The sequence below is a fragment of the Phaeobacter sp. JH20_37 genome (assembly GCF_048056015.1).
In the GTDB taxonomy this organism is placed as follows: Bacteria; Pseudomonadota; Alphaproteobacteria; order Rhodobacterales; family Rhodobacteraceae; genus Phaeobacter; species Phaeobacter bryozoorum.
Map to the genome: position 1 here is coordinate 1,124,230 of NZ_JAYMWW010000013.1, position 25,375 is coordinate 1,149,604.

Here is a 25,375-nt window from a genome sequence, read left to right on the forward strand (position 1 = left end):
GTGCAACTGCTAGTCACGCAGATAGTGTCATGGAAGGAGCCCGACATGGACAAGCAGACCCAGATCGAACTAGAGGCGGCCGCCTTCCGCCGGTTGCGCCAGCACCTGATGGAAGACCGCACCGATGTGCAGAACATCGACATGATGAATCTCGCAGGGTTCTGCCGCAATTGCCTGTCGCGCTGGTATCAGGAAGCCGCCAATGAACGCGGCATCGAGATGGGAAAAGCCGAGGCACGTGAAAGCTTCTACGGCATGACCATGGATGAATGGAAAGCCAACTATCAGACCGAGGCCTCTGTCGAGAAACAGGCCGCTTTTGAGACCGCATTTCAAGAGAATGTAGGAAAAGAGCCCTCCTGACGGTCCAGCGCCGCCACCACGGACCGCGAGGTTGCTGCCGCGTGAAGCGACCTGATGAAGGCCCCGTCAGGGGCCTTTTTTGCGTCACTGCGCCCCTGACACATAGGCGATCATAGCCGATTGGTCGTCGGCTGGTCAGATCACGCCGATTTCCGCAAGCGCCTGCGACAGCTCAGGCGGCAACGGCTTTTCCGCCACACGCCCTTGTCGCAGATCCGGCGGCGTGTCCTCCGGCTTCAGATAGCGCCACCCCTGAAAAGCCCGCCGCGTTGCGACCTGTGTACGGTGGATTTCCGGCTCCAGAACAATTGCACAGCGGCGGATTCCGTCGCCACCGATCACCTCGTCCAGCCGCAGAATGCGTTGACGACACTGGATTTGTCCCTTGATCACCCAATAGATCGACCCGCCATTGAGGATCTCCGCTTCGCGCTTGGGCCACATCCGCGTAACATGGCGCGGCAATCCCTCCGGCAACTGCTTGCGGTACTCCGCCTGCCAGGCTGCCAGCCCGTCAACAGTTTCAGTCCCAACGGAAAGTTTCACGAGGTTGATATAGTTATCCACAAGATACCCACAGAGTCGTCCAGATGATCAACTCTATATTGTAGGTCAGACTGGCAGATCGACAAGGTGTTGTGGTACGATGATGATAAATTTACGCCTCCGCGCGATTTCTGCGTTGAGGATATCGGCGCGGCTGGTGTAGTCAGGCCGCCACCTTGCCACGACCGACCATAGGGATTCGCCATATGAGCCGCTTTGCCGCCCCGATTGCCGAACAGATCTGGGACATGAAATACCGTTTCAAACAGGCCGATGGCACCCCCATCGACCAGACCGTCGAAGACAGCTGGCGCCGCATCGCCCGCGACCTGGCACGGGCTGAGACCGATCCCAAGATGTGGGAGGACAAATTCTACGGCGCGCTTGAGGACTTCCAGTATCTGCCCGCTGGTCGGATCACCGCCGGTGCCGGCACCGCGCGGCAGGTGACCCTGTTCAACTGCTTCGTGATGGGCACCGTCCCCGACAGCATGGCTGGCATCTTCGACATGCTGAAAGAGGCCGCGCTGACCATGCAGCAGGGCGGTGGCATCGGCTATGACTTCTCCACCATCCGTCCGCGCGGCGCCGATGTGAAAGGTGTTGCCGCAGACGCCTCTGGCCCGCTCAGCTTCATGGATGTCTGGGACGCCATGTGCCGAACCATCATGTCCGCAGGCTCGCGCCGGGGCGCGATGATGGCGACCATGCGCTGCGACCATCCCGATATCGAGGCCTTCATCACCGCGAAATCCGATCCCGCCCGCCTGCGCATGTTCAACATGTCCGTGCTGGTCACCGACCCCTTCATGGAAGCGGTAAAGGCAGATGGATCCTGGGATCTGGTTTTTGGTGACAAGGTTTATCACACCGTCCAGGCGCGGGACCTGTGGAACAAGATCATGCAGGCGACCTATGATTACGCCGAACCCGGTGTGATCTTCATCGACCGCATCAACAAGGCCAACAACCTGTCCTACGTGGAACAGATCGCGGCCACCAACCCCTGCGGCGAACAGCCCCTGCCCCCCTATGGCGCCTGCCTGCTTGGCTCGATCAATCTGGCGCGCCTGGTCAAGAACCCCTTCGAGAAAGACTCCGAACTGGATCCGCAGGCCCTGAAAGAGCTGGTCGCCACCGCGGTGCGGATGATGGACAACGTTGTAGACGTGTCGAAATTCCCCTTGGAGGCCCAGGCACAGGAGGCCCAGAACAAGCGCCGCATCGGTCTTGGTGTAACAGGCCTTGCCGACGCACTGCTGATGCTGGGGCTGCGCTATGGCTCGGACGAAGCCGCGCGTCAGACCGAGGATTGGCTGCACGCGATCGCCCGCGCGGCCTATCTGGCCTCGGTGGATCTGGCCAAGGAGAAAGGCGCCTTCCCGCTGTTCGATGCGGACGCCTACCTGGCGTCGGGCACCATGATGAATATGGACGAGGATGTGCGCGACGCAATCCGCGAACACGGTATCCGCAACGCGCTGCTGACCTCCATCGCACCGACCGGCACCATCTCGCTTTATGCGGGCAACGTGTCCTCGGGGATCGAACCCGTCTTTGCCTATGCCTATACCCGCAAGGTCCTGCAAAAGGACGGCAGCCGCACTGAAGAGGAAGTCGTGGATTACGCCGTGCAGATGTGGCGCGACAAGTTCGGCGACAAGGAGCTGCCCGACTATTTCGTCAACGCCCAGACCCTGCCCCCCTCCGACCACGTCAAGATGCAGGCGGCGGCGCAGAAATGGATCGACTCGTCGATCTCCAAGACCATTAACTGTCCCGAAGACATTTCCTTTGATGAGTTCAAGGACGTCTACATGCAGGCCTGGGACCTCGGTTGCAAAGGCTGCACCACCTATCGCCCCAATGACGTAACCGGCTCAGTCCTGACCGTCAGCGAAAGCTCCGACAAGGCGCCGGGCGAAAGCGCCGATGCACCGCATCAAAGCGATATGGGCGAGAATGGCGCCGAAGTGGTCTATATGTCAGAGCCGCTGGACCGCCCGCAGTCTCTGGAAGGCCACACCTACAAGCTGAAGTGGCCGGATTCCGAGCACGCCATTTACCTCACCATCAACGACATCATCATCAACGGCCACCGCCGCCCGTTTGAGGTCTTCATCAACTCCAAGAACATGGAGCATTACGCCTGGACCCTGGCGCTGACCCGGATGATCTCGGCCGTGTTCCGCCGTGGCGGCGATGTGTCCTTTGTCGTCGAGGAGCTGAAAGCGGTCTTCGATCCGCGGGGCGGCGCCTGGGTGCAAGGCAAATACATCCCCTCCATTCTGGCGGCGATCGGCGGCGTGATTGAAACCCATATGGTGGCAACGGGCTTCCTCGAAGGTGAAGGCATGGGGCTGAAATCAGATCCGCAAGCGGAAGTGGTTTCCCTCAATGCTCCACGCGGCAAACCCTGCCCCAGCTGCGGCCAATACGATCTGCAGATGGTGGAAGGCTGCATGACCTGCCGCAGCTGCGGCCACAGCAAATGCGGGTAACCTGCGGCACCTGATGTCTCGACAGTCGGACGCAGCATGACCTGCGCATTCAGAGGCGCTTCCTAGCCTTCTGATGCACAGCAAATAGACCACCGGGAGCCCCGCTCTCGGTGGTTTTCTATTAGGCATACTTTCTGCAAAACACCGACTTTGTTGGAGGTTTCTTTCAGGAAAAGCAGCCTGCCTTCAACGTGGGGTTCGCCATCGGCTCCCGGGAAGAGGGAAAAAACTCGCTAGCTGCGCATCCGTCAGCTAGAAGAGATCAGACATGGTCAACACTCAGTTTTCGAACCGTGAGTCACGCATCCTGTCAGAAACCAATCGGCCTCCCCCTCGGTGAAACGATCGAGCCTGTGAGCGATTTCCTGTCAAGCCCCTGGAATACCGAAGAAAAGCGATGGCTCTTGGGACAAGAACCATCTTCAACGCGACCATCAAATCACCATGGGCCTACGACAGATAGACCGTTTGCCGCAGGGCGCAAGCTGCTGAGAGTTTTGGATTTTTGGATATCTTCACATCAAAATGTGAAATGGTGCGGTCGAGAGGCACGTTATATATGTTTTAATTCAATTACTTAGATCAACCCGCGCGTAAGTAATGCGGATTGCGGAGCAAGTTACGTCGATCTCACCTGCAACAAGAAACAAGCCAACAACACCTCTAGCGCTACCTTTTTTGCTTTCTCCGCTCCCAAGACGCATCATCAGTCCAGCCAATGCGTATGTCTTCAATCTGCCCCAGGCGCCCGCAAACTGTACATCGCGCGCGGGCACAAACAGGGGCAGGATCAGCCCTATAAGACACCTCTATTGTCCCGACATGGCCGCAGACACACCACATATGCATTACGTGCGGCACCTCAACGCCTCCATTAGTCGTGAGGAACATTACGGGAACAAATTGCAAAATTCAAGTATCGGTCTATCGTGTCTCACAGCACCCGGTAGGCTAGAGGTACAAACTTCATGTGTGGAAGACTGGGCAGGCCAGACCTTACATGGCGACAGCTATATGAGTTGGAGCGCCGCTTTCTCGGCCCGCCTATACCGGTGCGCGATCCTAATGCTGTTGAGCTATCTGCGAGCTGGAATGTAAAGCCTACTCAGCTGGTGGATATCGCTTATCTGAATGGAGAGCAGCTGTTCAGTACGACGGCCCGCTGGTGGTTCGTGCCTAGCTGGCATCGCGGTGATGTAAAGGACTGGAAGCGCACCACCTTCAACGCGAAGATCGAGACAGCGGCCAGTCTGCCGAGTTTCCGCAATGCGTGGCGTTCACAGCGATGCATCATCCCGGCAGCAGGCTACTACGAATGGACCGGACCAAAGGGCAATAAACAACCCTGGTGGATCACGACCGATAGCAACGCCCCTGCCCTGTTCTTTGCCGGGCTCTATTCGCGCCCGAGAGATGACCTGCACACGTGCACTATTCTGACGCGATCGGCGTTGCCCCAGATCAGCGAGATACACGCACGCTCCCCGGTGATCCTTGCGGATGATCAGATCGACCTTTGGCTCTCAGCGGCCCCAGAGACCGACGAAGCACAGAAACTAGGACTAGCCTGGAACGACCGAATGAGAGCGCATAAAGTTGCACCCTTTGGACGCGATGACGATGGCATGGAATTGATCGAGCCAATTGGCACGCTGTTCTAGCAGCGCTCGGTCTCAGCCCAAACAAGACATTCGAGCCAGGCGCAGTGGGCACTCTGCTGCGAGGGCAAAAGATCCCGAGCAATTTCCCGGAAGCGGACATTCCACGCTGACCGATCTGCCATGGCAATGCTGCACCTCGCTCAAACGTCAGCGAAGCGCAGATAGCGCCCTTTGCAAAGTCGAGGCCGCCGAACCTCACCTGTGACGCGAGCGCCCCAAAGCGGACTTTCACCAGTAATCCGACGAGCGACCGCTATTGCCCATTATTGCTTGATCTCAAATAGAAGAGCTGCCCAGCAAATTTCATTCACAAGTTGAATGCCGGAGACGGCAATAGTAGGCTCGAAAGCACCAATTACGTCGACACTTTGGATTTGATCATTGAACACAGCTATTTCTGACGCCCTCGCCCCGCTATCAAAAAGGATGCCCCGCGCTGTGCGTGACATCGAAATATTGCGCGTTTCGGCCCAGCTTGACGGCGAAGATCACGCTGTTTCGGCAGAGACTGCGCGTAGGGAGGCGCTTAAATGGGCGAAGAAGCGGGCTGGGCGCGCGCTTCCCAAAGCCGCGTGGGATTTCCAGGGTTTTGAGGTCTTAGTCGGGGGGCGAAGTTGTACTGGGATCAATATTGAAAATGATGCCCTCGATCTTTGGGCGCTCCGAGTAGAAGACCCGGACGACACTGTGCCGGGACGCAGTTGGTCCACAGAAATCGTCATTGGTGGTGAAGTTGGAAGCCGCCCACATGTCAGCCTTCGCTTGATTGTCAGCACGACCGAGCCGGATTTTACGATTGAGCCCCACGTGCCGGGGCCGGTCTTGCAGATGATCGAAGCGCCGGGACTGATCCGGGGGGCGCGGCAACTCTTTTCGGGGCCGGTGACGATCCAGACGGAAAACGACGCCGAAGACCTTTGCGATCATCTGGAAGACCGGGAACGCCGACTACCGGTCTTTGTCGTTGCCATGGCAGAGGACGACGGGAAATCTCATATCAACACAGTGGTGCTGGCCAAAGCTGTCGCAGGCCTTGCCCGGATCGTATTGGTTCCTGCCGAATTGACGTGGGTTCTGACCAAACGCTTCGGGAAGTATCGCTCCGTTTTCAATGGTGGTGTGCGCGCGTATCTCCGTGGTTTTTCCGCGACTGACGATCCGTTCCGCCATCGCCTGTTTCTGGAAGCCAACTTGCGCAAGACCGATGGTGGGTCCGCCTGTGTTCGCAGTCTGCGTGCGTTGGCCGCCGAGGTCAGCATATCTGAAACGCGTCTGGGCAAAGATGTACTGGATTTTGCGTCAGTACGGACCGCGAGCAAGAAGCTCCGTAAAGCCGATGTTTCCAACCAAGCGGCACCAGATGCCGAGCGTTTGACGTTTGCGGAAGAGTGGGCTGAAAGCCTCGAAAAACAGGTCGAAGAGAAAGAAAAAGAGATTGACGGCTATGTAGCCGAGATTGAGGCAACGGAAGAGCGTGCGCAGGCCGCTGAGCAAGAAAACCGGTCTTTGTTGTTCCGGATCAGGCAGTTGCAGGCCGCATTGGCCGAGGGTGGCGAGACCCCAACGGAAGAGCCACCGCTGCCACAGGAATGGTCAGATTTCACCGATTGGCTCGACCAAACCTATCCCGACAAGGTCTTGTTGACCCCGGCTGCCCGGAGGATGATACGTTCCCCCGAGTTCGAAGATGTTACACTGGTAGCGCGAGCAATCGCATGGTTGGCAACCATTCAGCATGACCGGCGTGTCAATGGCGGGGGAAGCCTCAGGGATGTTCAAGTTGAGAACGGTATCCTGAATTCACCCTGTGGCGGTGATACCTACGCGGCTGACTGGAAAGGCAGGCGCTACGATGTCGATTGCCATGTAAAGAATGGCGGCAACGTGCGTGATCCCAAGAGGTGTTTGAGGATATACTACTTCTGGGAGCCCGAAACCCAACAGACCATTATTGCCCACCTCCCATCTCACCGCAGGACAAGCGCGACCTAGGGGGCTTGGAAGCGATGCCGCGTAGATCAATAACGGACGAAGAAATCGGCCTGATCAAAGCAATGCTGCGTCGCGGGATGCGCAACCGTGACATTCAGTTCTATTTCAACAGGCAGGATCGCCCGGTCAATTCGGGCCGGATCACAGGGATACGATCTGGCGACTATGGACCCGAGGTGCCGGAGGCGACAGATGCCGCACTAGAATCCTTTCTAGCCACCTTTGCGCCTGCTGAAGTGGGGGTTGTGATTGAAGCCAGAGAACAACGCGAGCCGACGCTGGCCGAGAGAGCGCAAGCGCGTTTCGTCCAGAGCGACGATGGCAACTGGTATCTTGCGGATGGCGAGACGTCCGACCAGGAATGCAAGTTGCAATTCGAGCCGCGACGAATGGAGCCAATTATTCGTGCTATTGCAGCCTTGGCGAACAATCGAGGCGGCTTCGTATTCATTGGCGTTGGCGATCCCGAATGCCGCGTGGTGGGAATGCCAGATACGGTTTTCCAAGATACAGACATCGTCAGGATCACGGACAAAGCAAAGACGCTACTGACGCCGACCCCCTCCTTTTCGAAGGATATGATTGAGGTCGGGGGCCATGCCGTGGGCGTGCTTTTCGTTGAAAAGTACCCTACACCGCCGGTGATCGTCTGCCGGGATGCGAATGGGCTTGAAGACGGGGCGATCCTGTTCCGCTATCCGGGTCAGTCTGGAAAGATCAAGTTTGGCGATCTGCTGGCCATGCTGCGCGAACGCGACAAGACGGCGACACATAGCCTACTGGCCAGTGCCTCCCGCCTCAGCGAGATCGGAACGGATCGGGCGTTGATCGTAGATACCGAAAACGGAGAGTTGGACGCAGGGTCAAAGCGTATCGTGATTGACCGTGCGTTGGCCGATCAACTTGATTTCATTCGTGAAGGCGAATTCGACGAACGAGCTGGGGCACATGCCTTGAGGCTGGTTGGGGATGTTCATGCCGTAGACCCCGAGGGGCAGGTGATCGAGCGCGTAGAAGGCCGAGCGCTCGACGCTGACACTGTGTTGCGGGCCTATCTGAGCCATGAAGCGGTTCGCGCCCCGCTCGAATATGTCCTTATATCGGCAAAGGTTCAGCGGCAGTGGTTGCCGCTCTTCTTCTTCGTCAGGCTAGCTGGTGGGAACATCGACGCTGCAATCGAGGCACTAGACGTGACGAACGCCGTCTATCGGGTTTCGAAGGCAAATGCCCTTGAACGCCTTCGTGGGCAGAGGTCCGCGTTCGAACGACCCGGTGGCGCGATCCTTGACGTGGTCACGGATTTGCAAGCTGGTCGCTTCGACGATCTGCGTCAGCGGTTCAACGATTTTCAGGTCGTGCGTGGCATTCGCGGTCTGCCATATGGTTTTGAACCGACCGCACCGATTTTTGACCTGCTTCGCGACATCTATGGGGATGCAAGCAACAACGCGAATGTTCGAAGCGGTGTTTTCAGCGCCGCTGCTCGACTTGATGAACTGGAAAGTGAAATTCAGGCCGGGCATTGATAGAATTCAGATCATGTTGCCTGAGTATCAGCTGAGGTATTGAGGGCACCTTGCTGTCTTACAGAAAGCGTTTTTGCGCTTCGCTGACCTTCGGTCTGAGTTCAGAGAACTTCCGCTTCCCCCCGACCTTTGGGTTCTGTCGACTTGAAGCGGTTGGCTGATCGCGTCAGCTTCGGGCTGACTGGCGTCATCAGGCCGGTTGGATCTGGTGCGGGTTCGCTTCAACTCTGCTGCCGCATTGCCGCAGGTCGACGTTGATCCTTCACTGCGGAAAGGCTTTGATGCTGCGGCTGTACAAGTCTAGCACCTTAACGGCCTACGGGTCAGCTCAAAAGGCCAGGTTCGACGGACGAGCACCAACAATGCGCGGCATCGCGTTTTATAATTTGTGCCGTTTCGCAAAATCAACGAATGCCCGGACGCGGGATGGCATGTTGCGCTTCGATAGGTAGTTAAGCGAAAATCTTGGCAACGTAGCGGCCCGGCCTTCCAGAACCTGAACCAAGCTGCCGTCTTCCAGCGAGCATTCGGCAGAGCTTGCAAAGATATAGGCCAGCCCAAGTCCCGCCTTTGCGCCTTCAAGGATGGAGGTCACGTCGTTGGTAACGAGCTTGGGGCGCGGCATCACCGAATAGGGACCGTCTGCGCCTGTAAACACCCAGGGGGCCAGATTGTTGGCACCAGTAAAGGCAAAACACACCCCTCCATGTGCCGCCACATCTGCCGGTTCCTTAAGGTGCGGACCTTTCGCTAGATAGTCGGGGGATGCGACGATCATCATCTCCTGTGTGGGGCCAATTGCGATGGCATGTGTGTCAGGATCAAGTAGGGTCTCGGCACGTATCGCAGCATCAACCCCGCTGGTCACGAGGTCGACCTTGGTTTCGTCATAGATGAGTTCAATCGTCATCGCCGGATGCTCTTTGGCAAAACCTGTGATCAGAGCATCCAGAAACAATTGACCCGTAGCAGTCGGTGCAGTCAGCCGAAGCGTGCCCGAAATATCTTCGTTTAGATCATGCACATCCTTCAGCGCGGTTTCCAGGTCGTTAATCGCGGGCAGACTGCGGCGATAAAGCAGCTCCCCTGCTTGGGTCAAGGCTATGGTCCGGGTCGAGCGTTCGATCAGGCGCACGCCGAGGCGGTCTTCGAACCGTTGCACCGCTTCGCTAACTGATCCCGCTCCCAGTTTCAGCTTGTCGGCAGCTGCGCGAAAACCGTTTTCGTGGGCCACCGCCACGAATATCGACACATCGTTCAACTCATTCCGCTTCACCGTTCGATAATCCTAACACTGCGATCTAAAAGATCCTGTTCATCTAACAATTATTTCGAACTACCCTACTTGGCAATGGAAACGGCACGCTCTGCCACACACCTCGTCAAGGCGAGGCACGTCGAAAGGATAGAACCAATGAGTACGATGAAAATCTGGGACCTGCATATGACCTATGACGGACCAATGAACGAAGAATTTTTTCAAGATACCAATCGGTTGGCCGAAAGCATTGCACAGGAAACCGGCGTGATCTGGAAGATCTGGACCTTGGATGAAAGCACCGGTGATTTCGGTTCAACCTACCTGTTCCGGGATCTCGCGGCGCTGGAAACCTACAAAGCGATGCACGTGCAGCGGTTGGAAGCCATCGGTGTTACTGTAGCGTCAGATCATGTGTTTGATATCATGGAAGACCTCAGTGCGATCACCCATGCCCCCTTGGGAGAAACGGTCTGAAACAATGCAAATGAGCTTTCTGATGAGCAACCGAACTTTCCTAACCCTTCACAGCATAATCTACGCGTTCTTCGCCTTTGCACTGTTTTTCCTGCCCGGCTTTCTGTGGCCAAACTACGGCGTGGAGCTGAATGACCGCTATGCTTGGTTCCTGTCCCAGCACAACAGCATTTTCCTTGGAGGGATTGCCATTCTCGGGTTCCTGCTTCGGGATGTGACCGATGGGACAACCATCCGGAGGCTCCTGACCGGGCTGATGGCAACCAATGCGCTTGGGTTTATCGTAACGCTATATGCCGCCATGATTGGTGTCTTTACCGGCTTTGGCTGGTCGGATCCCGCCTTCTTTGCATTTCTTGCGGCGATGAGCTTCTTACAACTTAAAAAGTCTGATCAAGCCTGATCATCAGAAACTCAGTTCGGGTCGCTCAGCTCCGAACGCCTTCCTGAAAACCCGGCCCTACTTGTCTGTGATCCGGACACCCATCAGCTGAAAATCTAAGCAACGTGTGAGCGTTTGCTTTGAGAAAATGCGCTGCAAACGCCACGCTGCCAGCGCAACGGTTGTCTGCATGAGCACTGGCCGCACGGACAAAAGGCGGGTTTGTCCGCCCCCTTCCATTCGATGATGGTTGGCGGCTGCACTCGCGGCAAAGGTCTGTTCCTGCCATCGCTCATGCAGCATTGGATCGCCGCCCGACTGCCAGCCCCCGAGACTTTGCAAAGGTCACTAACTGCGCTTCGCAGCTACAGCTTCAGATACGCAAAAAGCCCCGCCACTTGGCGGGGCTTTCTTCATTCAGTGCGGGCCGGTCAGCTCCGCGATATCTTCCAGCTTCCCCGCGTTGCATCGCGCGGTGTAACGCCAGCCCAGAGCCAGCTCCACAAAGCCGCCCTCGGTGCGCTGCCCCTTCACCGGCTCAGCGCAAGGCGTGATCAGCTCCCCCGGTATGGGGCGCTCAACATAAACCGGCCCAGGATCTGGCACCAGCCAGCTACAGCCGGTCAAAAGCATCGCCGAGAAAATCAGACAATGGCGCATGGTATCCCTCCTGTTCCCGCAGGCGGCGTAGATCCGCATCATAGGTGCGGCGATCCTCCTGCATCCGTTTGATATGAGCGTCCAGCACATCGGCGGTTTGCCGTGCGTCGTCGGCCTGCCGCTCCGCCAGCCGTAGACGGCGGGCGGCTGCGTCCAGATCCTCGCGCAGGTGACCATTACGCCAGATCAGGTATGAGGACGCGCCTGCGAACAACAGCGCCAGACACAGGCCCCCGATCGCAACCCACCGCATCATGCGGCGACCCTCACTTCAGGCAGGCGTTCGCGGATCATGTCGCGCAGGCGTTCGCCAACCACCAAGGGATCACCGGGCGCAGGCATTCCGGGCAACCAGGTGATGTCCCATTTCCAGCGCTGACGCACACCGAATATCGGCTGGATCTCTGCATGGGTCGGCATGCCATAGACATTGATCGGAATCCAATACTGGACGCTGTACTCCGCTGCCCAGCGGCAGAATTCATCAAGCTGGCGCGGAGTGATTGGCGCGGATCCACGATCAAAGGGACGCTCGTTTGCCCCCGCCATTGCATCCATTCCGTGCCCGATCGCGCCGGTGTTGAACATGCGGGTGTGGGATGCCGCCCGACCAACTTCATAGGCTGCCTGCGCCTCTGGCGGAAACACGCCCTGCACTCGCTGCCCATCATGGGTGACAAGCGAGTTATAAGCCCGCCGCTCCACCTCGATCACGCCCTTGGCTCCGGCGGTCCAGTGCATATGCACCCGGTGCAACCCGCTCTTGTGGAACAGATCAGTTATCGTGCTGCCGTTGTGCGCCTCAAGAGCAGCCCGAATGGCCGCAGAGGTGCGCGGCCCTCTGCGTCCGTCTATCGGCCCAGGGTGAAAGCCCAGAGCGGCGCAACGGGCCTGAATATCACGGGTGGTGAGTTTCATGGGCATGCCCTTTCTGATGTTGGATTGGTTGCATCGCGATCGCGGCGAAACACAGCGCCGCCCAAAGCACGAGCGAGAGAGCAAGGCGCACCCGGCCCCAGGTGCGCGATCTGAGGAAACAGATGACACAGCGGGTACGGTGTCGTAGCACCGGCCCCGCGATCGCGGCGACAAGATCAATAAGGGCGTTCATCGGCTCGCCCCTCCGAACATGCCAATCGCCTTCACCATCAGCGCCATGATCGGCCCGCGCGCCTTGCTGAAGGCGTCATGCGCTACATAGGCCACCAGAAAGGCGATGATCAGCGTCAAGGCGGGAAACTGAAGATCGAACTTGGCGCCCAGAAAGGCCGCGACCATCGGCCCGCCCAATGCCCCGATCATCAGGTTAAAGACGCTGAGGACCAATGCAGGCCGCCAACGCAGGTTTTCGATCTCCAGCAGCGCCGCTGCCACACCAAGACAGACAACCACCACCACCGGCCAGGACGTGCCATAGCTGGTCAGGATGGCTGACATCACACCAAGCGCGCCAGCGAGCGCGGATTGAAACAGCTCAAACTTCATAAAATTGCCCTTCAGCTCCATTTGTGGATGGTGACGGCCAGCACCATTGCCAGCCTGCGGATGCGCCCCACGCCATCGGCGCGGAGGGCTTCGGAAAACGGTGCGGCCGCGCTGACCCGGCCCCATCCGAGGACGTGAATGGCGTAGTCATGCAGCGCTGCAGCTTTCAGGTATCGCGGGTTGTGCCGGTCAAAGATCCACCCGGCCCAGCGGGGGATCGAGACATCAAAGGAGAACCCCTGCGGCACGTACAAAAAGAGACCGGACCCCTTGGCTCCGATCTCCCATGTGATTGCTTTGGTGGTATGATAGCCCGCCCCGCTGCGGACGCACCAATCAGGCGGCTGGCCAGCCATCCAGAACGGTCTGCGCGCCATTGGGGAGATGACCCAATCCAGCAAGCAGCGCCAGCCCCGGCGCTACCTCAGGATCATCCCGTTGCACCTGTTCGGCCATATCCAGCATGATCCACATCGCTTTCAGCTCAGGCGCATCCCGCGCCGCCACCAGCATGTCAGGGGTCATGCCGCCAAGAAACATGCACAGCCGCATGAACCCGATCTTGGTCAGCGGCTGATAGATCGGATCCGGCACCGGGATATCCTCAACGCCCCAAGCGGCCCCGTCCCACGCCAGGCGCTGGGTGTCCGGGTCGTGATCAGGCTGCGGCGGTGCCGCGATATAGCCCGCATTCGCGATTTCCTCAGCGGTGAAGCTGGCCGGATCGGTGCGGCTGCGCCCGTCGCTCAGACGAATACGGAAAGGGAGCGGCGCCGGGGCGGTGGTGGCAGTGTGATAAAGTTTGGTCATGCTAAACCTTTGCTACTCCGTCATATTGCACAATATGGTAGTTGTTTTTCGAACCTGACTGATGCAGTAGATCACCGCTGGCAAAATCAATTGCAGCAGAAACGGGAAACCCCATTGAGTGAAACCGGGTCCATTGGTGGACTACCGTATCGATATCCTCACCATCATGAATTCTGGTGACGCCACCTACTGTTGTGATGAGGTTTTCCCCATCGTGAGCGATGGCACTTGGGCTTAAGAAGCCGATAGACTTCGTTTCCAAAATCGTGCCGCTAGGGGTGACCTTGAACAGGTTTTGTGACCCGCCTCCTGCCTGATCGTAGAGCCAGAGGTTTTCACCATCGCTACAGATAAGTTTGATGTAGGGTGAGGGTCGCCCAAACCCTGCAGCGGTACTAAAATCGGGCAGGTTGTAGGCCCAAGCTGAACTGGAAGAGACACAGTAAAGAACATCTCCCAAGACGGTCATATCGTCATAAGTTCTGGTGGGACTTGTTGTCGCAAGGATAGAAGGACTCAGCCCATCATGCAGATTGATTTTGCGGTATTGTGTGTTGCGACCACCAACGATCAAATTACCGTTCCATACAGCGATCCCCATGGAGTAATCGTAGGGAACATTGATCGGAAACACGTCTTCTGCGATAGGCCACTGGTCGCTGTAGGTACGCCGCCCACCGGCCCGCAACATGCGATCCCCGCGCATGGTGCCAATCATGCCGCCCATCAGAGATCATACTCCAGGGCACTGAAGCTCAGCACCGCGTCACCTGCGGTTGAGGCTTCGGCCTGCACCTGATCGCCCGCGCTGAGGATTAGGGTGCCGCCCATCGGATAGATCGGGCCAGTACCGTTCGGCTTGATCGTTTCATCCTGACAGAGCTGCGTAATCGCGTCGCCGTCCGACGCATCCAGCCACTGGACTGTCACATCCACCTCGTTGGCCGGATCGATCGGGGTGATCTGAAGGTGTGAGACCATCGCATAGCGACCGGCAGGCACGGTGTAGACCGTCGCCATGGCATCGAGCGCGAGGCGTTTGGACACAGGATATTGCGACATCGGGTTCTCCTTAGAAATTCGCGGCGAAGACCAGCGCGAGGCGGGCCATTTCGTCCTTGGCCTGCGCGACCGGGTTCAGGTTGTGCCAGTTGGCGGGATCTGCGGCAGGATCGATGGCCGAGGTGAAATCAGCCTTGGCGCGGTAGGTCAGCCCATCCGTGGGCGACCAGACCGCATCGCCATCGCTATAGTCGCCAGCGGCCCAGCGATCCGCGTTCACGCCGCTTTCAAACGCGGCGCTGGCCTCTGCCACTGCTGCGGCCTGTGTGGCCACCTGCTCTGCCGCTGCGTTGACCTCCTGCGCCTGCTGATTGCTGGCAAGCGCGCGGGCCGGGATCTCGCCCAGGAAGATGTCAACGTCGGCGGAAAAGGTATCCGGAGTGTCCGACCGGCTTGGGATCTTGGTGAAGGCCGGCACATTGGTGATAGGCATTAGGTCACACTCTCCACTTCTAGGTTGAAATTGGAATAAACGGCATTTTCATAGCGGGTTGTGATCTCGCGCGGGTATCCGTAGACAATCGCGCCATCGCGATTTGGATCGCCAATGTAGAGGCAAGGAATATCTGATATTCCGCGCAAGAAATCGTAGACAAAATCGACCTGCGGCGTGTCCAGATCGATTTTGAAACTGGCCAGATCTGCCTTTCTGCGAGGCACGATATTGACGGTGCCAAACTGATCCCGGTTGATGTCTGAGAAGTTCATCTGATCACGACCAGTGCCGTATTGTGTGATACCGATCTTTCGCTGGGCACCAATGAGCACAGCACCAACCAGCACAATGCCACCGGCCTCTCCAGTTACCGTGACTGTGATGGGGCGCGAGTAGGAGGGCAGATCCACAAAGCTGGTGTTTTTCTTTCGCAGGACCGGTGAAAAGAAATAGTCCCAGTAGTCAGCCACCTGCGAGTTATCTGCCATGGATTTTGTGGCCTGATAAATCGGCGCGCCATCGTCATCGAAGATTTCTACCGTCACCGAAACGGCATCGACATTCAGCAGGGTCACGGAGTTCACCACCTGAGGCGGATCAATGGTCACGGTCACCACCTCATCCGCTTCGGTTTGCGAATGGTAGAACTCATCAAACATCTTGAAGCGATTGGCAGCACCGACCTTGATCCAAGTCGGCGGGTCAGCGGATAGCCCATCAATCGGGCTATCCGTGGTTTCAATAACTGCGCGATAGAGAACGTTACCGACGCGGCGAATGGCATCTTGTGGCGTGGTGCCCGCAGACCATTCCGGCTCCGACAGCGCGACATCCGAGGTCAGGTTCTGACCCGTGACCTCGATCGGCTTGATGATGATCATACGCCGCCCTCCAGCTTCACATCGCCAAATTCCATCCGGCGGATGGACTGGGCCGTCTTGCCGGTCGCATCCGAGATTGGCCCCAAGAACCCTTCCAGCACGGTTTTTACCCCCTGCATCTCCTGCTCCAGTTTCTTGTTCTGATTGGGCACCGCAGCAGCCGCCTGGGCTTGCGCCAGATTGCGGATCTGGTTCTGCACCGACTGAAGGGAGTTCGCCTGCGAGGCCGCAAACGAATTGAGCTGCGCCGCGACAGCCTGAGAGATCCCGCTGGCCATGGTCGACAGATCACCGCTCAAGCCGTGAACCGCTGAGACAACGTTATGGACACCCTGGACAACACCCGGCAGGCCGACGCCCGGATCAATGGTGGACGCGACCAGTTCCTGCATGCTGGTTCGGATGGTTTCCAGTTCCGCCACCCGACCCTCGATCCGCTCTGACATCAGCGCATGACGTTCGGCGGTGTGATTGAGCTGGGAGACGGCATTCTCAACTTTGATCGCCGCGATGTATTCCCCAGTCGCCATTTCCAACGCCTGCCGCCCATCTGCAAGGATCTGATCCAGCCGGGCCATTTCGGCGTCAAACTGCGATTTCTCAAGTTCGATCTGGCGCTCCAAAGCATCGACGGCCATCTGATCTGCACTCATCGCAGCCCCTGCCCCATCGGCGCGGCGCGCGATGATGTTGGACGTCCGGTAGAAATCCGCCAGATAGTCCTCAGCAGTTGAGAAGGTGCCCGAATTGTCTTCACCCAACACCCCCAGGGCGCTGGCCAGCTGGTTCGGATCGGAACCGCCATCCTTGACATAGGCCAGGGCACTGCGCCGCGCCATCACAGCGGCACCCGCATCCACACTGCGGCGGGACTTGGCGGCATCATCCAGTGTTTCAAAGAGACGACTGGACGCGGCTGCAGCATTCTCAAGGCTGCTCAGACGGCCTGACAACGTATCTATCAGCCCGTCATGGCGGGTGCGGAATTCGTCACGCTCAGCAGCGACTGAGATCTGCAACCGCTTGAACCGCAGTTTCAGCCGGTCACCCACCACATCCAGACGGCCCTCCAGGCGCTTCACCGCCTCATCGATCGACGCACTCAGCCCGTCAAAGGCATCGCGCAGATCCTGTTCTTTCAGCTTCTGCGCCTCCGCCTCCAATTGTGACAGGCTATCGCCTGCCCCTTCCAGCGCATCCGCTGCCTCTTGCGCATTGCCATGCACAACGGCGAATTCATCCGCGAGACCGATCAACGTCACATAGGCGGTGCGCCCCTCTTCGGTCGTTCGATCAAGTCCACCCACCAGGTTGCGAAATGCCTCATGTGTGGTCGGCAACGTCAGGTTCAGTTCACCTGCCGCCTCATCAAGGGCTTTCTGCGCATGTTCCTGCCGCTTGGCCTGCTTTTCCACATCGGTAAACATCAGCTCAAAGTAGGAGCCGAGGCCGGTTGTGAACTGCTCAACACCGCCGAAAGCGTCCATCAGCAGCGAAGCGCTGTTCGCAGCCTCCAGCGAGCCAGTCAGCAAGGTCTGGTTGATGAGGTCAAACCCCTCATTCGCAGTGATCAGTGACCCGCCCAGGCGGGCAAGCGTCTCATACGACCCCTCGCCAGCCCTAGCATAGTCTTCAGTCTCCAGGACCAGATCAGCCATGCCGTCGCCGAGCTTGGTCAGCTGTTCCTCGAAGGCCTTCGCAATCTGTTCTTGATTGCCCGCATTTGGACCGGTCAGCCAGATTGTGAAGCCATCGGCGGTGAAATCCTTGATCGCATCGGCGCCAAGGCCCATGGCTGCGGCCATCTTTTCGACGTTGGTGCGAACCGCTTCAGCGCCATCATCCAGCAGTTTCTGGATTTCAGGGCGCGTATCATAGTTGACCTGTTTGTCACCGCGTAGAAATTTGCCATCCCAGAAATCGAATTCGAAACCATCAAACCCGTCTGGTCCAAGCGATCCGCGAACTGCCCGCCCATCGTATTCTCGTGACAGGCCCTTAGCCAGAAATGCAATGCCAATGGCGATCGGACCAAGAGCACCAGCAAAGCCTGCGATAGAGGTCAGCGAACCCGTCAAGGCCGCAGCACCCTGGGCACCCAGGAGGCCGGTATACGCCCCAAGGCCCCCGCTAAACAGGGTAGACGCACCCAAGCCGAAACCGCTAACCAGACTGCTGCCTAACCCGCCCAGTCCGAGCAAACCGCCTACCTGACTGCCACCGCCACCACCGGAAGCACCGCCGCCGCCAGCACCGCCGATCAGGTTGCCCAGCCCAAGCACATTTGAAACAGACGCCACCACCGGCAGCACGATTTTGGAATGGGCAAACTGATAGGCGATATCCTTCAGCATGCCCTTGATCGTGTCGCTCAGACTGCCACCTTCAAACGCCGTGCGGGTGATCTGTTCAGACCACTGCTCTTGCATACTGGTGACGCGCCGCAGAGCCTCCTCCTGATCCTCGACCGCGATCAGCTGATCAGCCAACCCGTTGATCTGATCCTTGCTGAGGTTCGCAGCATCGCGCCCCAAGCGCCCCTGCACTGCATGCAGCGCCTCATATTTGCGGCGCTGTTCACCGGTCAGCGTGACCAGCTTGCGGCGATGGGCGATCTCTTCCAGCAACCCCGGCAGCGCACTTTTGGACGCGGAACCGGCAGCGGATTTTACCTTGCCGAGCGTGGTGATTTGACTCTGGTACTGGCTTTGCAACCGCTTCTGCTGCTCATAGAGGTTAACCTGAGCTGCGATACCTTCCTCGACGTTGCGACGCTGCCCGTCGTGCATCTCTTCAAGCGGGGGCAAAGTTGCCACCAGTTCGGCACGATACTTGGCAACATCAGCCGCAAGCTTACTGCCGCCGCCTTTCAGAACCGATATACCGGCCTCCAAGCCCGCAATGTCTGCGCGTGCACCAGCCAACGCACCAGGCAGACCGGACAGATACCCCTTCAACGCCGCAGCCTGCCCGACCGCCCCGCCCAAACCCGTCGCCAGGTTATCGGCGGCTACAGCTCCACGGTCGGTAAGGTTGACATTTTCCGAGACGATGCCGTTCAGCTCGTTCCAGCGACGTTGCAGTTCAGCGAGATTTGCCTCGATCAATCGCAGATGCGCGGCCTCTTCAGCGGTCAATTGGTTGTGACTCCGCACACCCTCTAACAGCCGCTGCTGCTCTGCCAGCAAGTTCACCAAACCGGCCTCGGCTTCTTCATAGGCGGCGCGCATTTTCAGCGGCATCTGGTCCAGATCATCACCCGGAGCACGCATCGCATTCAGACTACTTTGGTAGCGTCCGATTGCCTCCAAAAGGTCGTAATAGCCAAGAACTTCAAGCTCCTTCTCCTGCCGCTGGCGCACCAGTTCAGCGGTAACCGCACGGCTGGCTTCCGCCTCCGCCATCTTGGCCTCGATAGCGGCCAACGTAACCGGCCCACCTTCGCGCAGAGCATCTGCCAGCCGCACGGTTGCGCTGATCTGATCCCCCATTGCGATGGTCACATTGTCCATCGCAATTTCGTGTGCCTCGGCGAATGCCACGGCCTCATTTGAACTGCCACCCAAGGCAGCACCCGCCACGGCCAGCGCCGTAAAGCCCGCAACGACAAGTCCAACTGGCGAAGCGATCGCCACCAAGGCCCCTGCAATCGGTGCCGCAAACTTCAGCACCATGCCCAGCCCTAACGCTACCGGACCAAGTGTCGCCGTCAGCGCAAGCCCACCCGCCACAAACTGCTTTGTCTGATCTGTCAGCCCATTGAACCATTCGGCAGCATCCGCTGCCTTGTCGCTGATGAACTCCAGCGACGGCGCAAGACCGACGGTTAGCTGATTGGCGACACCACGCCCGACCAAGCCAAGCCGCGAGATCGCATCATTGGCCATCTCGATCTGGTCGGCATCCACCTCAGAGACGACAACACCAAACCGTTCGAGGTCTTCAGCAGCAGTCCGCAACGTCGCGGAATCGATCCGAGAGAAGATCACACCAGCCCGGCTGCCGAACAGATCAGAGGCAACCGCCGCGCGCTCTGCCGCAGGAACGTAGGACAGCATAGCGTCTTGAATTGCGGCGATCCGCTCATCAAGCGGCAGAGCCTGCAAATCACTGGCGCGAAGGTGCAAGCGCTCCAGCGCCTTGGTTGCGGCCCCAGTTCCGCCAGCGGCTTGGCTCAATCGCTTGGTGAGCTGGATCGATGCCTGTTGGACCTCACCCATGGACACGCCAGCCAGATCCGCAGCCCGGTCGAGAACCTGAACCGACTTAACCGTGGTATCCAAGGATTGCGCCATCTTTGCCTGGGCATCGACGATTTTCAGGCTGGATTTAACCGCAACCGCCGCCGCGCCGGCCAAGGGCAGCGAGAACCCCAGCGACATCCGACGCCCGTGCTTTTCAAAGCCATCGGCCATTTTGACCATGCGGCGCTCCAGACCGCCCATGACGGCCTTGGAGCGCTTGGCACCGGATTCAAATGCGGCACTGTCCAGCGACAATAGCCCGCGCAGCGCCCCAATAACTGCACTCATTTACCGCCCCTTTTTACCTTTTGCGTGCATGCCGATGAAGGCCGCGCGCAACTGCGCGACATCCCGTTTCGGGTTGCTTTTCCTAGTAGTTCTCGCGCCGTTCACTTTGGTGAAGTCCGGCATTTTTTCGGGCTTGTGAAACGCATAGGAAACCAAAGTGCTCAGCTCCTGGTTTAGAACCCGCTGCACCGCGATCGCGTCTTTCTTGGCTGTGATACCTGCACGAGTGATCAGGTCATATTCGCGCAGGCTCACAGTCCAGAAATCGGCGTGGTGATTACCCAGCTCACACCACGTCGACAGCAAGTGCCCCCAGTCTATTCGACCGGGGGCACCTCGTTTCCCTCATCGTCGCCATCTTCGGCGCTCTCATCCTCGCCGTCATCAGCCTCAGTTTTGAGCTGAAGCATCGGAAAGGCCTTGTTCAACGCCTGCGCCAGATAGGGCGCAGCGACGGCATAGCCGCCGAGGTCATCCAGAACAGCGGCGGCGTCCTCGGTCGGCACACCCTTGCCGTCATTCAGAAATGCAGCCCACGCATCAATGATGACTTTGACGCCCTGATTACCCGCAATAAGCTGGTTCAGGATGACATCAAAGTTCTCGCCGCGCGCCTCTTCCAGATCCGCCATGGCCAGGGTGGAACATTTCAGCTTGTGGGTTTTCTTGCCCACTGCCACCGATACAGAACTGATCACAGTGCGGCCCCCTTCGTCCAATCCAATGGACCACTAGGACGCAGCTCCAACGCCAGCATCAGATCGTTGTCGAAATCGGTGTCGGGAACCCCAGGCGTGACAAAGGCGACGTACTGGAACTTGTCACCCGTGCTCTGCAGCCCTTCAATCGGGGGCAGCTGAACCCGAAAATGAACCAGCTTGTTGGCGTTGTCGTATCCGATTGCCTTTTCCTGAAGGTCAGGGTGGTAGAAGCAATTCAGGGTCACTTCCGAGGTGTCTTTCATCCCGCGACCCCATTCACGAAACCGTCCCGGGCTGCTCAAAGAAGTGCGATCACGGGTTTCCGTGGTAACCTTGGGGATCGCAATCGTTTTACAACCAGGCACCTCAGCCCAGGTAGCGCCGTCCTCGGACCATTCGACGTCGCATTCGTCTGCTGCAATGACCAGATCTGCTGTCATCTCAATTCCTCACATCATGTTTGAAAAGCCGGATCTCCGGCCAAGGTTCAGGCGCGATACCGCACCGAGATATCCAGCATTTGCCGCCGGATGATATCGCCACCGGTCTCGGATGATCCGTCCCGGCGCGATAGCTCGCGACAGCGGATCACTGACCCGCTGCGAAATTCTGTCAAAAGCTCTGAAACCGCTCTGCCTAGGGCTGCAGCCTCAGGGTAGGTTTCCGCAGACACATTGATCTGCACCCGTGCGGTTTCGACATCCGCGCGGCCGGTTTGGGAATAGCCGGTCACTGTGCTGATCCGCTGCAATGAGATGCGCGGCAAGCCAACGGCTTTGTTAAAGGCCAGCCACGCAACCGGGTGTCCAAGCGTCAAAAGCGCCTGATAGAGATCATCTTCCATCCCTACCCCCTTGCAGCCTTGCGGGCGGCGCGGGCGACAGTCTTCTCAATTTCCGCCCAAATCTCGCGTTTCAGGATCTCCAGCACACGCGCGCGATTTGCATCCCAAGCGGGACGCATGAACGGATCCGCCATGACAGCCCCGACATATTTGCCCGACTCGTGGTAGCGATCGCCGGTGCCGAACTCGATCAGATGGGCATGCGGTGCGTGTGATCCGTCCTGCTGGACCGGGCCGACATACATCGCAATCTTGCTGCGGCCTTGATCTCCCCTTGCCCGCCCTTTTTGACCCCGCGCCAGTTTACTGGTCACAGCGATCACAAAGGGTGATCCTTCTGCCGAACGGGCCACCGGCTGAAGCGCTTTCTTCATGGCCCGGCGGGTGACACCTTTTGCGGTGCCACGCGCCAAAGCACCGAGGGCGCGCTCAATATCGCCCGCCCCCTCAATCTTCATTTTCATGGACATGCTACACCTCTGGCCTGCCGGTTCGGTGCGCCGTGAACTCAAGCCAACGGCGGCGACCCAGTTCTTTCACGCCGGAGATGGACCAGATACTGCCATCAAATCGGATCTTGTGATCCTCATCCAGCAACGCCAACGCGCGGGAATATCGGATCACAAAACGCGCATCCGTCTTTTGCTCTACCGCCGCCGCCCGCAGTTTCTCAGCGTCACTCACAGGGGTGTATTTCGCCCACCTGGTCGCAACCGTTTCGAAGCCGTCCTCCTTGGTCTCTCCAAGCCCAACCGGCACCAATCGGGGCTTCACGATGTCAATGCGGCGATCCAAGCGACCCGCCATATCAAGCCACCTCAAATGGTCGGATGTAGCGGGCCTGTTTGATCAGCAGTCTCACACCAAAAGATAACTGCGGCACAGTCTCTCCCTCGATCGAAACACCAGCGTCAAGCCACTCTTTCGCCAAGAGGAAAACAGCTTGGCGTAGCCGCGGGAAGGTGGAAACATCAGCGCCACCAACGCGCGCCTGAATCCGCAGCAGATCGCCTTGGACAGAACGACCCACCCAGGACCGACCAATCACCAACTGCGGCTCATCATGCGCCTGCTGGAGCCACGCCCCACCAAGAGGCTGATCCAGCCAGCCTCCTGCCCCATCATCAACCGCAAGCCCAGTCAGCTCCTGAACGGGCAGAACCGGAAACCACCACCGAGACCAATGGCCACGAACGACGATAAATTCGACCAGACGCGGGGTGACCGGGCGACCAGTCGCAGTCGCAACTGCCGCCTCAGCAGATTCCAACACCAAGCCAAGAGCCGGATCGTTCTCCGCCTCGTCATCCATCATGTGAACAGAACGCTTGAAATCGTCCAGTTCGAAACCTGATGGAATGGCATCCACTTCAATCACCCGCATCAGTTCGCCACCTTACGCCTTAGCGCCCTGTTTGGGCGGTGCGCCGGCGGTCTTCTTGGTGGCACCCTTGGCTGCTTCCTCATCCACAGCAGCGGCCACCTCTGGATCTGCGGCTGCACCTGTTTCCGCAGCGGCGGTGCGGTTCAAAAGCTCGCGCTCCCGCGCAGACAATTCTGCCTCACGGTCTGCGAGCTCCTGCTCGCGCTGACTGAGTGCATCCGCTTTTTCAGCGAACTCTGTTTCAGCGTCGGAGATAATTTTCCGAACCCCATCAGCATCAAGGTCAATCTCACCGACAACGGCGACACCGCGCGCTTTGGGCTTATCCGGGTCATAAGGAACACAAACCCCGGCAGGCCACTTTTTCACAACATCGGGGGCGAACCCGGCAATATCGCCACGAACAAAGCGACCATGCGCGCGCAGGAATTCCACGATTACTTTCGTCATTTCAGCAATCCTTGATTTCAGGAAAAAAGAGAAAGCCCCGACGATCACCGCCGAGGCCCAGATCATAAAGGGAAGATTCGTGCCTTAGAGGCTCCAGCCCACCCCGTTCAGACCGGCGATGGCTTCATCGTGCATCGGTGCCATGTCATGCTCCGCAATCGCCCGCATCAGGGTCAAGTCCTGCGCCCAGGCTGACACGGTATCACCAGCCTGATTGACATACGCAGCTTCAGAGCTGGTGCCGAATGTGATTTGCAGCGCATCACCGATCATGATCTCGGCAAAATCTGCAAAGTAGATTTCGGTTTCATCTCCACCAACGCCAAGATTGTCAGGGATCTGCGATGTGGTTTTGATCGGGTAGCCGTGCAGGGTGCCGCTGTCATCAATCGACGGGAATACCTTGAACCCGTTCGGCCAGCGCAGGCTTGCAAGGAAGTTCTTGGCAGATGCGCGCATGATCCAACCAGGTGCAACCATCGCCACATTGGCATCTTCGACTTTGCTCTTGATACGCCGAATGGCCTGTTCGACCACAGCGGGATCTTTGCCCACAGCCGCCTCCCAGTGATCTGCCAACGCCCAATGACGCAGCCCCTTAGGAAGGACACCCGAGCCATCAAACCGCAGGAAGGCCAGATCGTTTTTCAGGCCCATCTCCCGCAGAATGTCATTGCGCACCATAATTGCGATCGACGCGCTGGAATGGCGCAGGAGCGAGTTGCCCACTGGCACAAGCGAGGTCAGTTTACGGAACTTTTCTTCCACCTTGTCAAACGTCGGCTCGCTCTCAACCATTGCAGCATTCTCGCCGCCATAGGAAGCGCTGGCAGGTGTCGCCTGCCGCGCATTGCGCAGCTCACCCGCAGGCAGGTCATGCACAACCGCACCAGAAGCACGCACCGTCACACGCGGGCGCAGAAGCTCGATTACCTGCGTCGCCTGCGGGCGCGGCAGGGTGACCCCACCAGCCCCTTCACTTGCACCGGACAGGGCTGCGGATACGGCGCTGTGACCGTCCTTTTCCAAAGACTCCACCGCCTTGTCACGATCACCTTTCGCGTTGATCAGTGCATGGGCCATAAAGCCAATTTCGATCCCCTTTTCCGCAGGGTTTGCCGCCGCCGCAGGGGCTGCCTGAGGCGCAGTGACCGCCTCCAGTTCAGAGGTCGCCGTCGCGGCCTTGGCGTCCTCGATCGCCTGGGCACGGTTCAGCTTGACCTGCACCTTTTTGAAGTCCGCTTCGGAGGCTTCAAATTCGGTCACCGCCGCCTTGATCGCATCCCCGTCAGGAGTATCGGCAGATTCCAGATCCTCAATGGCTTTGGCCTTGATTTGCATGTCGTCCGCCGCTGCCTTCAGCATGCGGCGAAGATCGTTGATATCCATGTTGTTTCTCCTTTTGACATGGAAGGCTGCACCCG

30 protein-coding genes are annotated in these 25,375 nt (G+C 58.3%); 7 read left to right on the plus strand and 23 right to left on the minus strand.

Annotated elements, in window-relative coordinates; translation table 11 throughout:
• The first annotated feature begins 45 nt into the window (after positions 1 to 45).
• The gene (locus VWZ87_RS10205; RefSeq protein WP_416535842.1) at positions 46 to 363 is read left to right on the plus strand and encodes a DUF1244 domain-containing protein; all 318 of its coding nucleotides are present in this window, start codon (positions 46 to 48) and stop codon (positions 361 to 363) included.
• Positions 364 to 498: 135 nt separating this feature from the next.
• Here VWZ87_RS10205 and VWZ87_RS10210 read toward each other — a convergent pair whose 3' ends face one another.
• Positions 499 to 930 carry a DUF1489 family protein gene (locus tag VWZ87_RS10210; protein WP_416535841.1) on the minus strand — a complete coding sequence of 144 codons (432 nt, stop codon included), beginning with the start codon at positions 928 to 930 and terminating at the stop codon, positions 499 to 501.
• 185 nt (positions 931 to 1,115) lie between these two features.
• Here VWZ87_RS10210 and VWZ87_RS10215 point away from each other — a divergent pair, with 185 nt between their 5' ends.
• The 4 genes from VWZ87_RS10215 (at position 1,116) to VWZ87_RS10230 (ending at position 8,589) form a co-directional block, all read left to right on the plus strand.
• Positions 1,116 to 3,410 (plus strand): adenosylcobalamin-dependent ribonucleoside-diphosphate reductase, encoded by a 2,295-nt coding sequence (locus VWZ87_RS10215; protein WP_416535840.1) that lies wholly within the window; start codon positions 1,116 to 1,118, stop codon positions 3,408 to 3,410.
• Positions 3,411 to 4,378: 968 nt separating this feature from the next.
• Positions 4,379 to 5,071, plus strand: a complete 693-nt coding sequence (locus VWZ87_RS10220) for an SOS response-associated peptidase (RefSeq protein ID WP_416535839.1) — start codon at positions 4,379 to 4,381, stop codon at positions 5,069 to 5,071.
• Positions 5,072 to 5,509: 438 nt separating this feature from the next.
• A complete protein-coding gene (locus VWZ87_RS10225; protein ID WP_416535838.1) occupies positions 5,510 to 7,063 on the plus strand; it encodes a hypothetical protein in 1,554 nt (517 codons plus the stop codon).
• Between the two features lie 14 nt (positions 7,064 to 7,077).
• Positions 7,078 to 8,589, plus strand: a complete 1,512-nt coding sequence (locus VWZ87_RS10230) for a helix-turn-helix domain-containing protein (RefSeq protein WP_416535837.1) — start codon at positions 7,078 to 7,080, stop codon at positions 8,587 to 8,589.
• Positions 8,590 to 8,968: 379 nt separating this feature from the next.
• Here VWZ87_RS10230 and VWZ87_RS10235 read toward each other — a convergent pair whose 3' ends face one another.
• Positions 8,969 to 9,841 (minus strand): LysR family transcriptional regulator, encoded by an 873-nt coding sequence (locus VWZ87_RS10235; protein WP_260074163.1) that lies wholly within the window; start codon positions 9,839 to 9,841, stop codon positions 8,969 to 8,971.
• A 162-nt stretch (positions 9,842 to 10,003) separates the two neighbouring features.
• Between VWZ87_RS10235 and VWZ87_RS10240 the strand changes: the two genes are divergently transcribed.
• The gene (locus VWZ87_RS10240) at positions 10,004 to 10,324 is read left to right on the plus strand and encodes a monooxygenase (RefSeq protein WP_014875291.1); all 321 of its coding nucleotides are present in this window, start codon (positions 10,004 to 10,006) and stop codon (positions 10,322 to 10,324) included.
• A gap of 10 nt (positions 10,325 to 10,334) precedes the next feature.
• The gene (locus VWZ87_RS10245) at positions 10,335 to 10,727 is read left to right on the plus strand and encodes a hypothetical protein (protein ID WP_416535836.1); all 393 of its coding nucleotides are present in this window, start codon (positions 10,335 to 10,337) and stop codon (positions 10,725 to 10,727) included.
• Positions 10,728 to 11,123: 396 nt separating this feature from the next.
• Here VWZ87_RS10245 and VWZ87_RS10250 read toward each other — a convergent pair whose 3' ends face one another.
• From VWZ87_RS10250 to VWZ87_RS10350, 21 genes are read right to left on the minus strand one after another with little or no spacing between them, the layout of a single operon-like run.
• Positions 11,124 to 11,366, minus strand: coding sequence for a hypothetical protein (locus tag VWZ87_RS10250; protein WP_416535835.1), 243 nt, complete (start codon positions 11,364 to 11,366; stop codon positions 11,124 to 11,126).
• Positions 11,320 to 11,622 (minus strand): hypothetical protein, encoded by a 303-nt coding sequence (locus tag VWZ87_RS10255; protein ID WP_416535834.1) that lies wholly within the window; start codon positions 11,620 to 11,622, stop codon positions 11,320 to 11,322. Before VWZ87_RS10255 ends, VWZ87_RS10250 begins: the two co-directional genes overlap by 47 nt.
• A complete protein-coding gene (locus VWZ87_RS10260; protein ID WP_416535833.1) occupies positions 11,619 to 12,284 on the minus strand; it encodes a peptidoglycan-binding domain-containing protein in 666 nt (221 codons plus the stop codon). The genes VWZ87_RS10255 and VWZ87_RS10260 overlap by 4 nt, the downstream gene beginning before the upstream one ends.
• Complete coding sequence (locus tag VWZ87_RS10265) at positions 12,265 to 12,477, minus strand: hypothetical protein (RefSeq protein ID WP_416535832.1); 213 nt, start codon at positions 12,475 to 12,477, stop codon at positions 12,265 to 12,267. The genes VWZ87_RS10260 and VWZ87_RS10265 overlap by 20 nt, the downstream gene beginning before the upstream one ends.
• The gene (locus VWZ87_RS10270) at positions 12,474 to 12,851 is read right to left on the minus strand and encodes a hypothetical protein (protein WP_416535831.1); all 378 of its coding nucleotides are present in this window, start codon (positions 12,849 to 12,851) and stop codon (positions 12,474 to 12,476) included. Before VWZ87_RS10270 ends, VWZ87_RS10265 begins: the two co-directional genes overlap by 4 nt.
• Positions 12,852 to 12,862: 11 nt before the next feature.
• Positions 12,863 to 13,207: a DUF1353 domain-containing protein gene (locus tag VWZ87_RS10275; RefSeq protein ID WP_416535830.1), complete on the minus strand. Its 345-nt coding sequence runs from the start codon at positions 13,205 to 13,207 to the stop codon at positions 12,863 to 12,865.
• The gene (locus VWZ87_RS10280) at positions 13,188 to 13,661 is read right to left on the minus strand and encodes a hypothetical protein (protein WP_416535829.1); all 474 of its coding nucleotides are present in this window, start codon (positions 13,659 to 13,661) and stop codon (positions 13,188 to 13,190) included. The genes VWZ87_RS10275 and VWZ87_RS10280 overlap by 20 nt, the downstream gene beginning before the upstream one ends.
• Position 13,662: 1 nt before the next feature.
• Positions 13,663 to 14,388 (minus strand): hypothetical protein, encoded by a 726-nt coding sequence (locus VWZ87_RS10285; RefSeq protein ID WP_416535828.1) that lies wholly within the window; start codon positions 14,386 to 14,388, stop codon positions 13,663 to 13,665.
• Positions 14,388 to 14,723, minus strand: coding sequence for a hypothetical protein (locus VWZ87_RS10290; RefSeq protein ID WP_416535827.1), 336 nt, complete (start codon positions 14,721 to 14,723; stop codon positions 14,388 to 14,390). The genes VWZ87_RS10285 and VWZ87_RS10290 overlap by 1 nt, the downstream gene beginning before the upstream one ends.
• Positions 14,724 to 14,733: 10 nt before the next feature.
• On the minus strand, positions 14,734 to 15,156 hold the full coding sequence (locus tag VWZ87_RS10295; RefSeq protein WP_416535826.1) for a hypothetical protein: 423 nt from the start codon (positions 15,154 to 15,156) through the stop codon (positions 14,734 to 14,736).
• Positions 15,156 to 16,040, minus strand: a complete 885-nt coding sequence (locus tag VWZ87_RS10300; protein ID WP_416535825.1) for a hypothetical protein — start codon at positions 16,038 to 16,040, stop codon at positions 15,156 to 15,158. The genes VWZ87_RS10295 and VWZ87_RS10300 overlap by 1 nt, the downstream gene beginning before the upstream one ends.
• Positions 16,037 to 20,572 carry a hypothetical protein gene (locus tag VWZ87_RS10305; protein ID WP_416535824.1) on the minus strand — a complete coding sequence of 1,512 codons (4,536 nt, stop codon included), beginning with the start codon at positions 20,570 to 20,572 and terminating at the stop codon, positions 16,037 to 16,039. Before VWZ87_RS10305 ends, VWZ87_RS10300 begins: the two co-directional genes overlap by 4 nt.
• Positions 20,573 to 20,878, minus strand: a complete 306-nt coding sequence (locus VWZ87_RS10310; protein ID WP_102873921.1) for a hypothetical protein — start codon at positions 20,876 to 20,878, stop codon at positions 20,573 to 20,575.
• Positions 20,879 to 20,889: 11 nt separating this feature from the next.
• Complete coding sequence (locus VWZ87_RS10315) at positions 20,890 to 21,270, minus strand: hypothetical protein (RefSeq protein ID WP_416535823.1); 381 nt, start codon at positions 21,268 to 21,270, stop codon at positions 20,890 to 20,892.
• Positions 21,267 to 21,713 (minus strand): hypothetical protein, encoded by a 447-nt coding sequence (locus tag VWZ87_RS10320; protein WP_102873919.1) that lies wholly within the window; start codon positions 21,711 to 21,713, stop codon positions 21,267 to 21,269. Before VWZ87_RS10320 ends, VWZ87_RS10315 begins: the two co-directional genes overlap by 4 nt.
• Positions 21,714 to 21,760: 47 nt before the next feature.
• Positions 21,761 to 22,117 (minus strand): tail completion protein gp17, encoded by a 357-nt coding sequence (gp17, locus tag VWZ87_RS10325; protein ID WP_416535822.1) that lies wholly within the window; start codon positions 22,115 to 22,117, stop codon positions 21,761 to 21,763.
• A gap of 2 nt (positions 22,118 to 22,119) precedes the next feature.
• Positions 22,120 to 22,581, minus strand: coding sequence for a hypothetical protein (locus tag VWZ87_RS10330; RefSeq protein ID WP_416535821.1), 462 nt, complete (start codon positions 22,579 to 22,581; stop codon positions 22,120 to 22,122).
• A 7-nt stretch (positions 22,582 to 22,588) separates the two neighbouring features.
• Positions 22,589 to 22,924 (minus strand): phage head closure protein, encoded by a 336-nt coding sequence (locus VWZ87_RS10335; protein WP_416535820.1) that lies wholly within the window; start codon positions 22,922 to 22,924, stop codon positions 22,589 to 22,591.
• Position 22,925: 1 nt separating this feature from the next.
• Positions 22,926 to 23,501 (minus strand): hypothetical protein, encoded by a 576-nt coding sequence (locus VWZ87_RS10340; RefSeq protein ID WP_416535819.1) that lies wholly within the window; start codon positions 23,499 to 23,501, stop codon positions 22,926 to 22,928.
• 12 nt (positions 23,502 to 23,513) lie between these two features.
• Positions 23,514 to 24,017, minus strand: a complete 504-nt coding sequence (locus tag VWZ87_RS10345; RefSeq protein WP_416535818.1) for a hypothetical protein — start codon at positions 24,015 to 24,017, stop codon at positions 23,514 to 23,516.
• A gap of 18 nt (positions 24,018 to 24,035) precedes the next feature.
• Complete coding sequence (locus VWZ87_RS10350) at positions 24,036 to 25,340, minus strand: phage major capsid protein (protein ID WP_416535817.1); 1,305 nt, start codon at positions 25,338 to 25,340, stop codon at positions 24,036 to 24,038.
• Between the last annotated feature and the right edge of the window lie 35 nt (positions 25,341 to 25,375).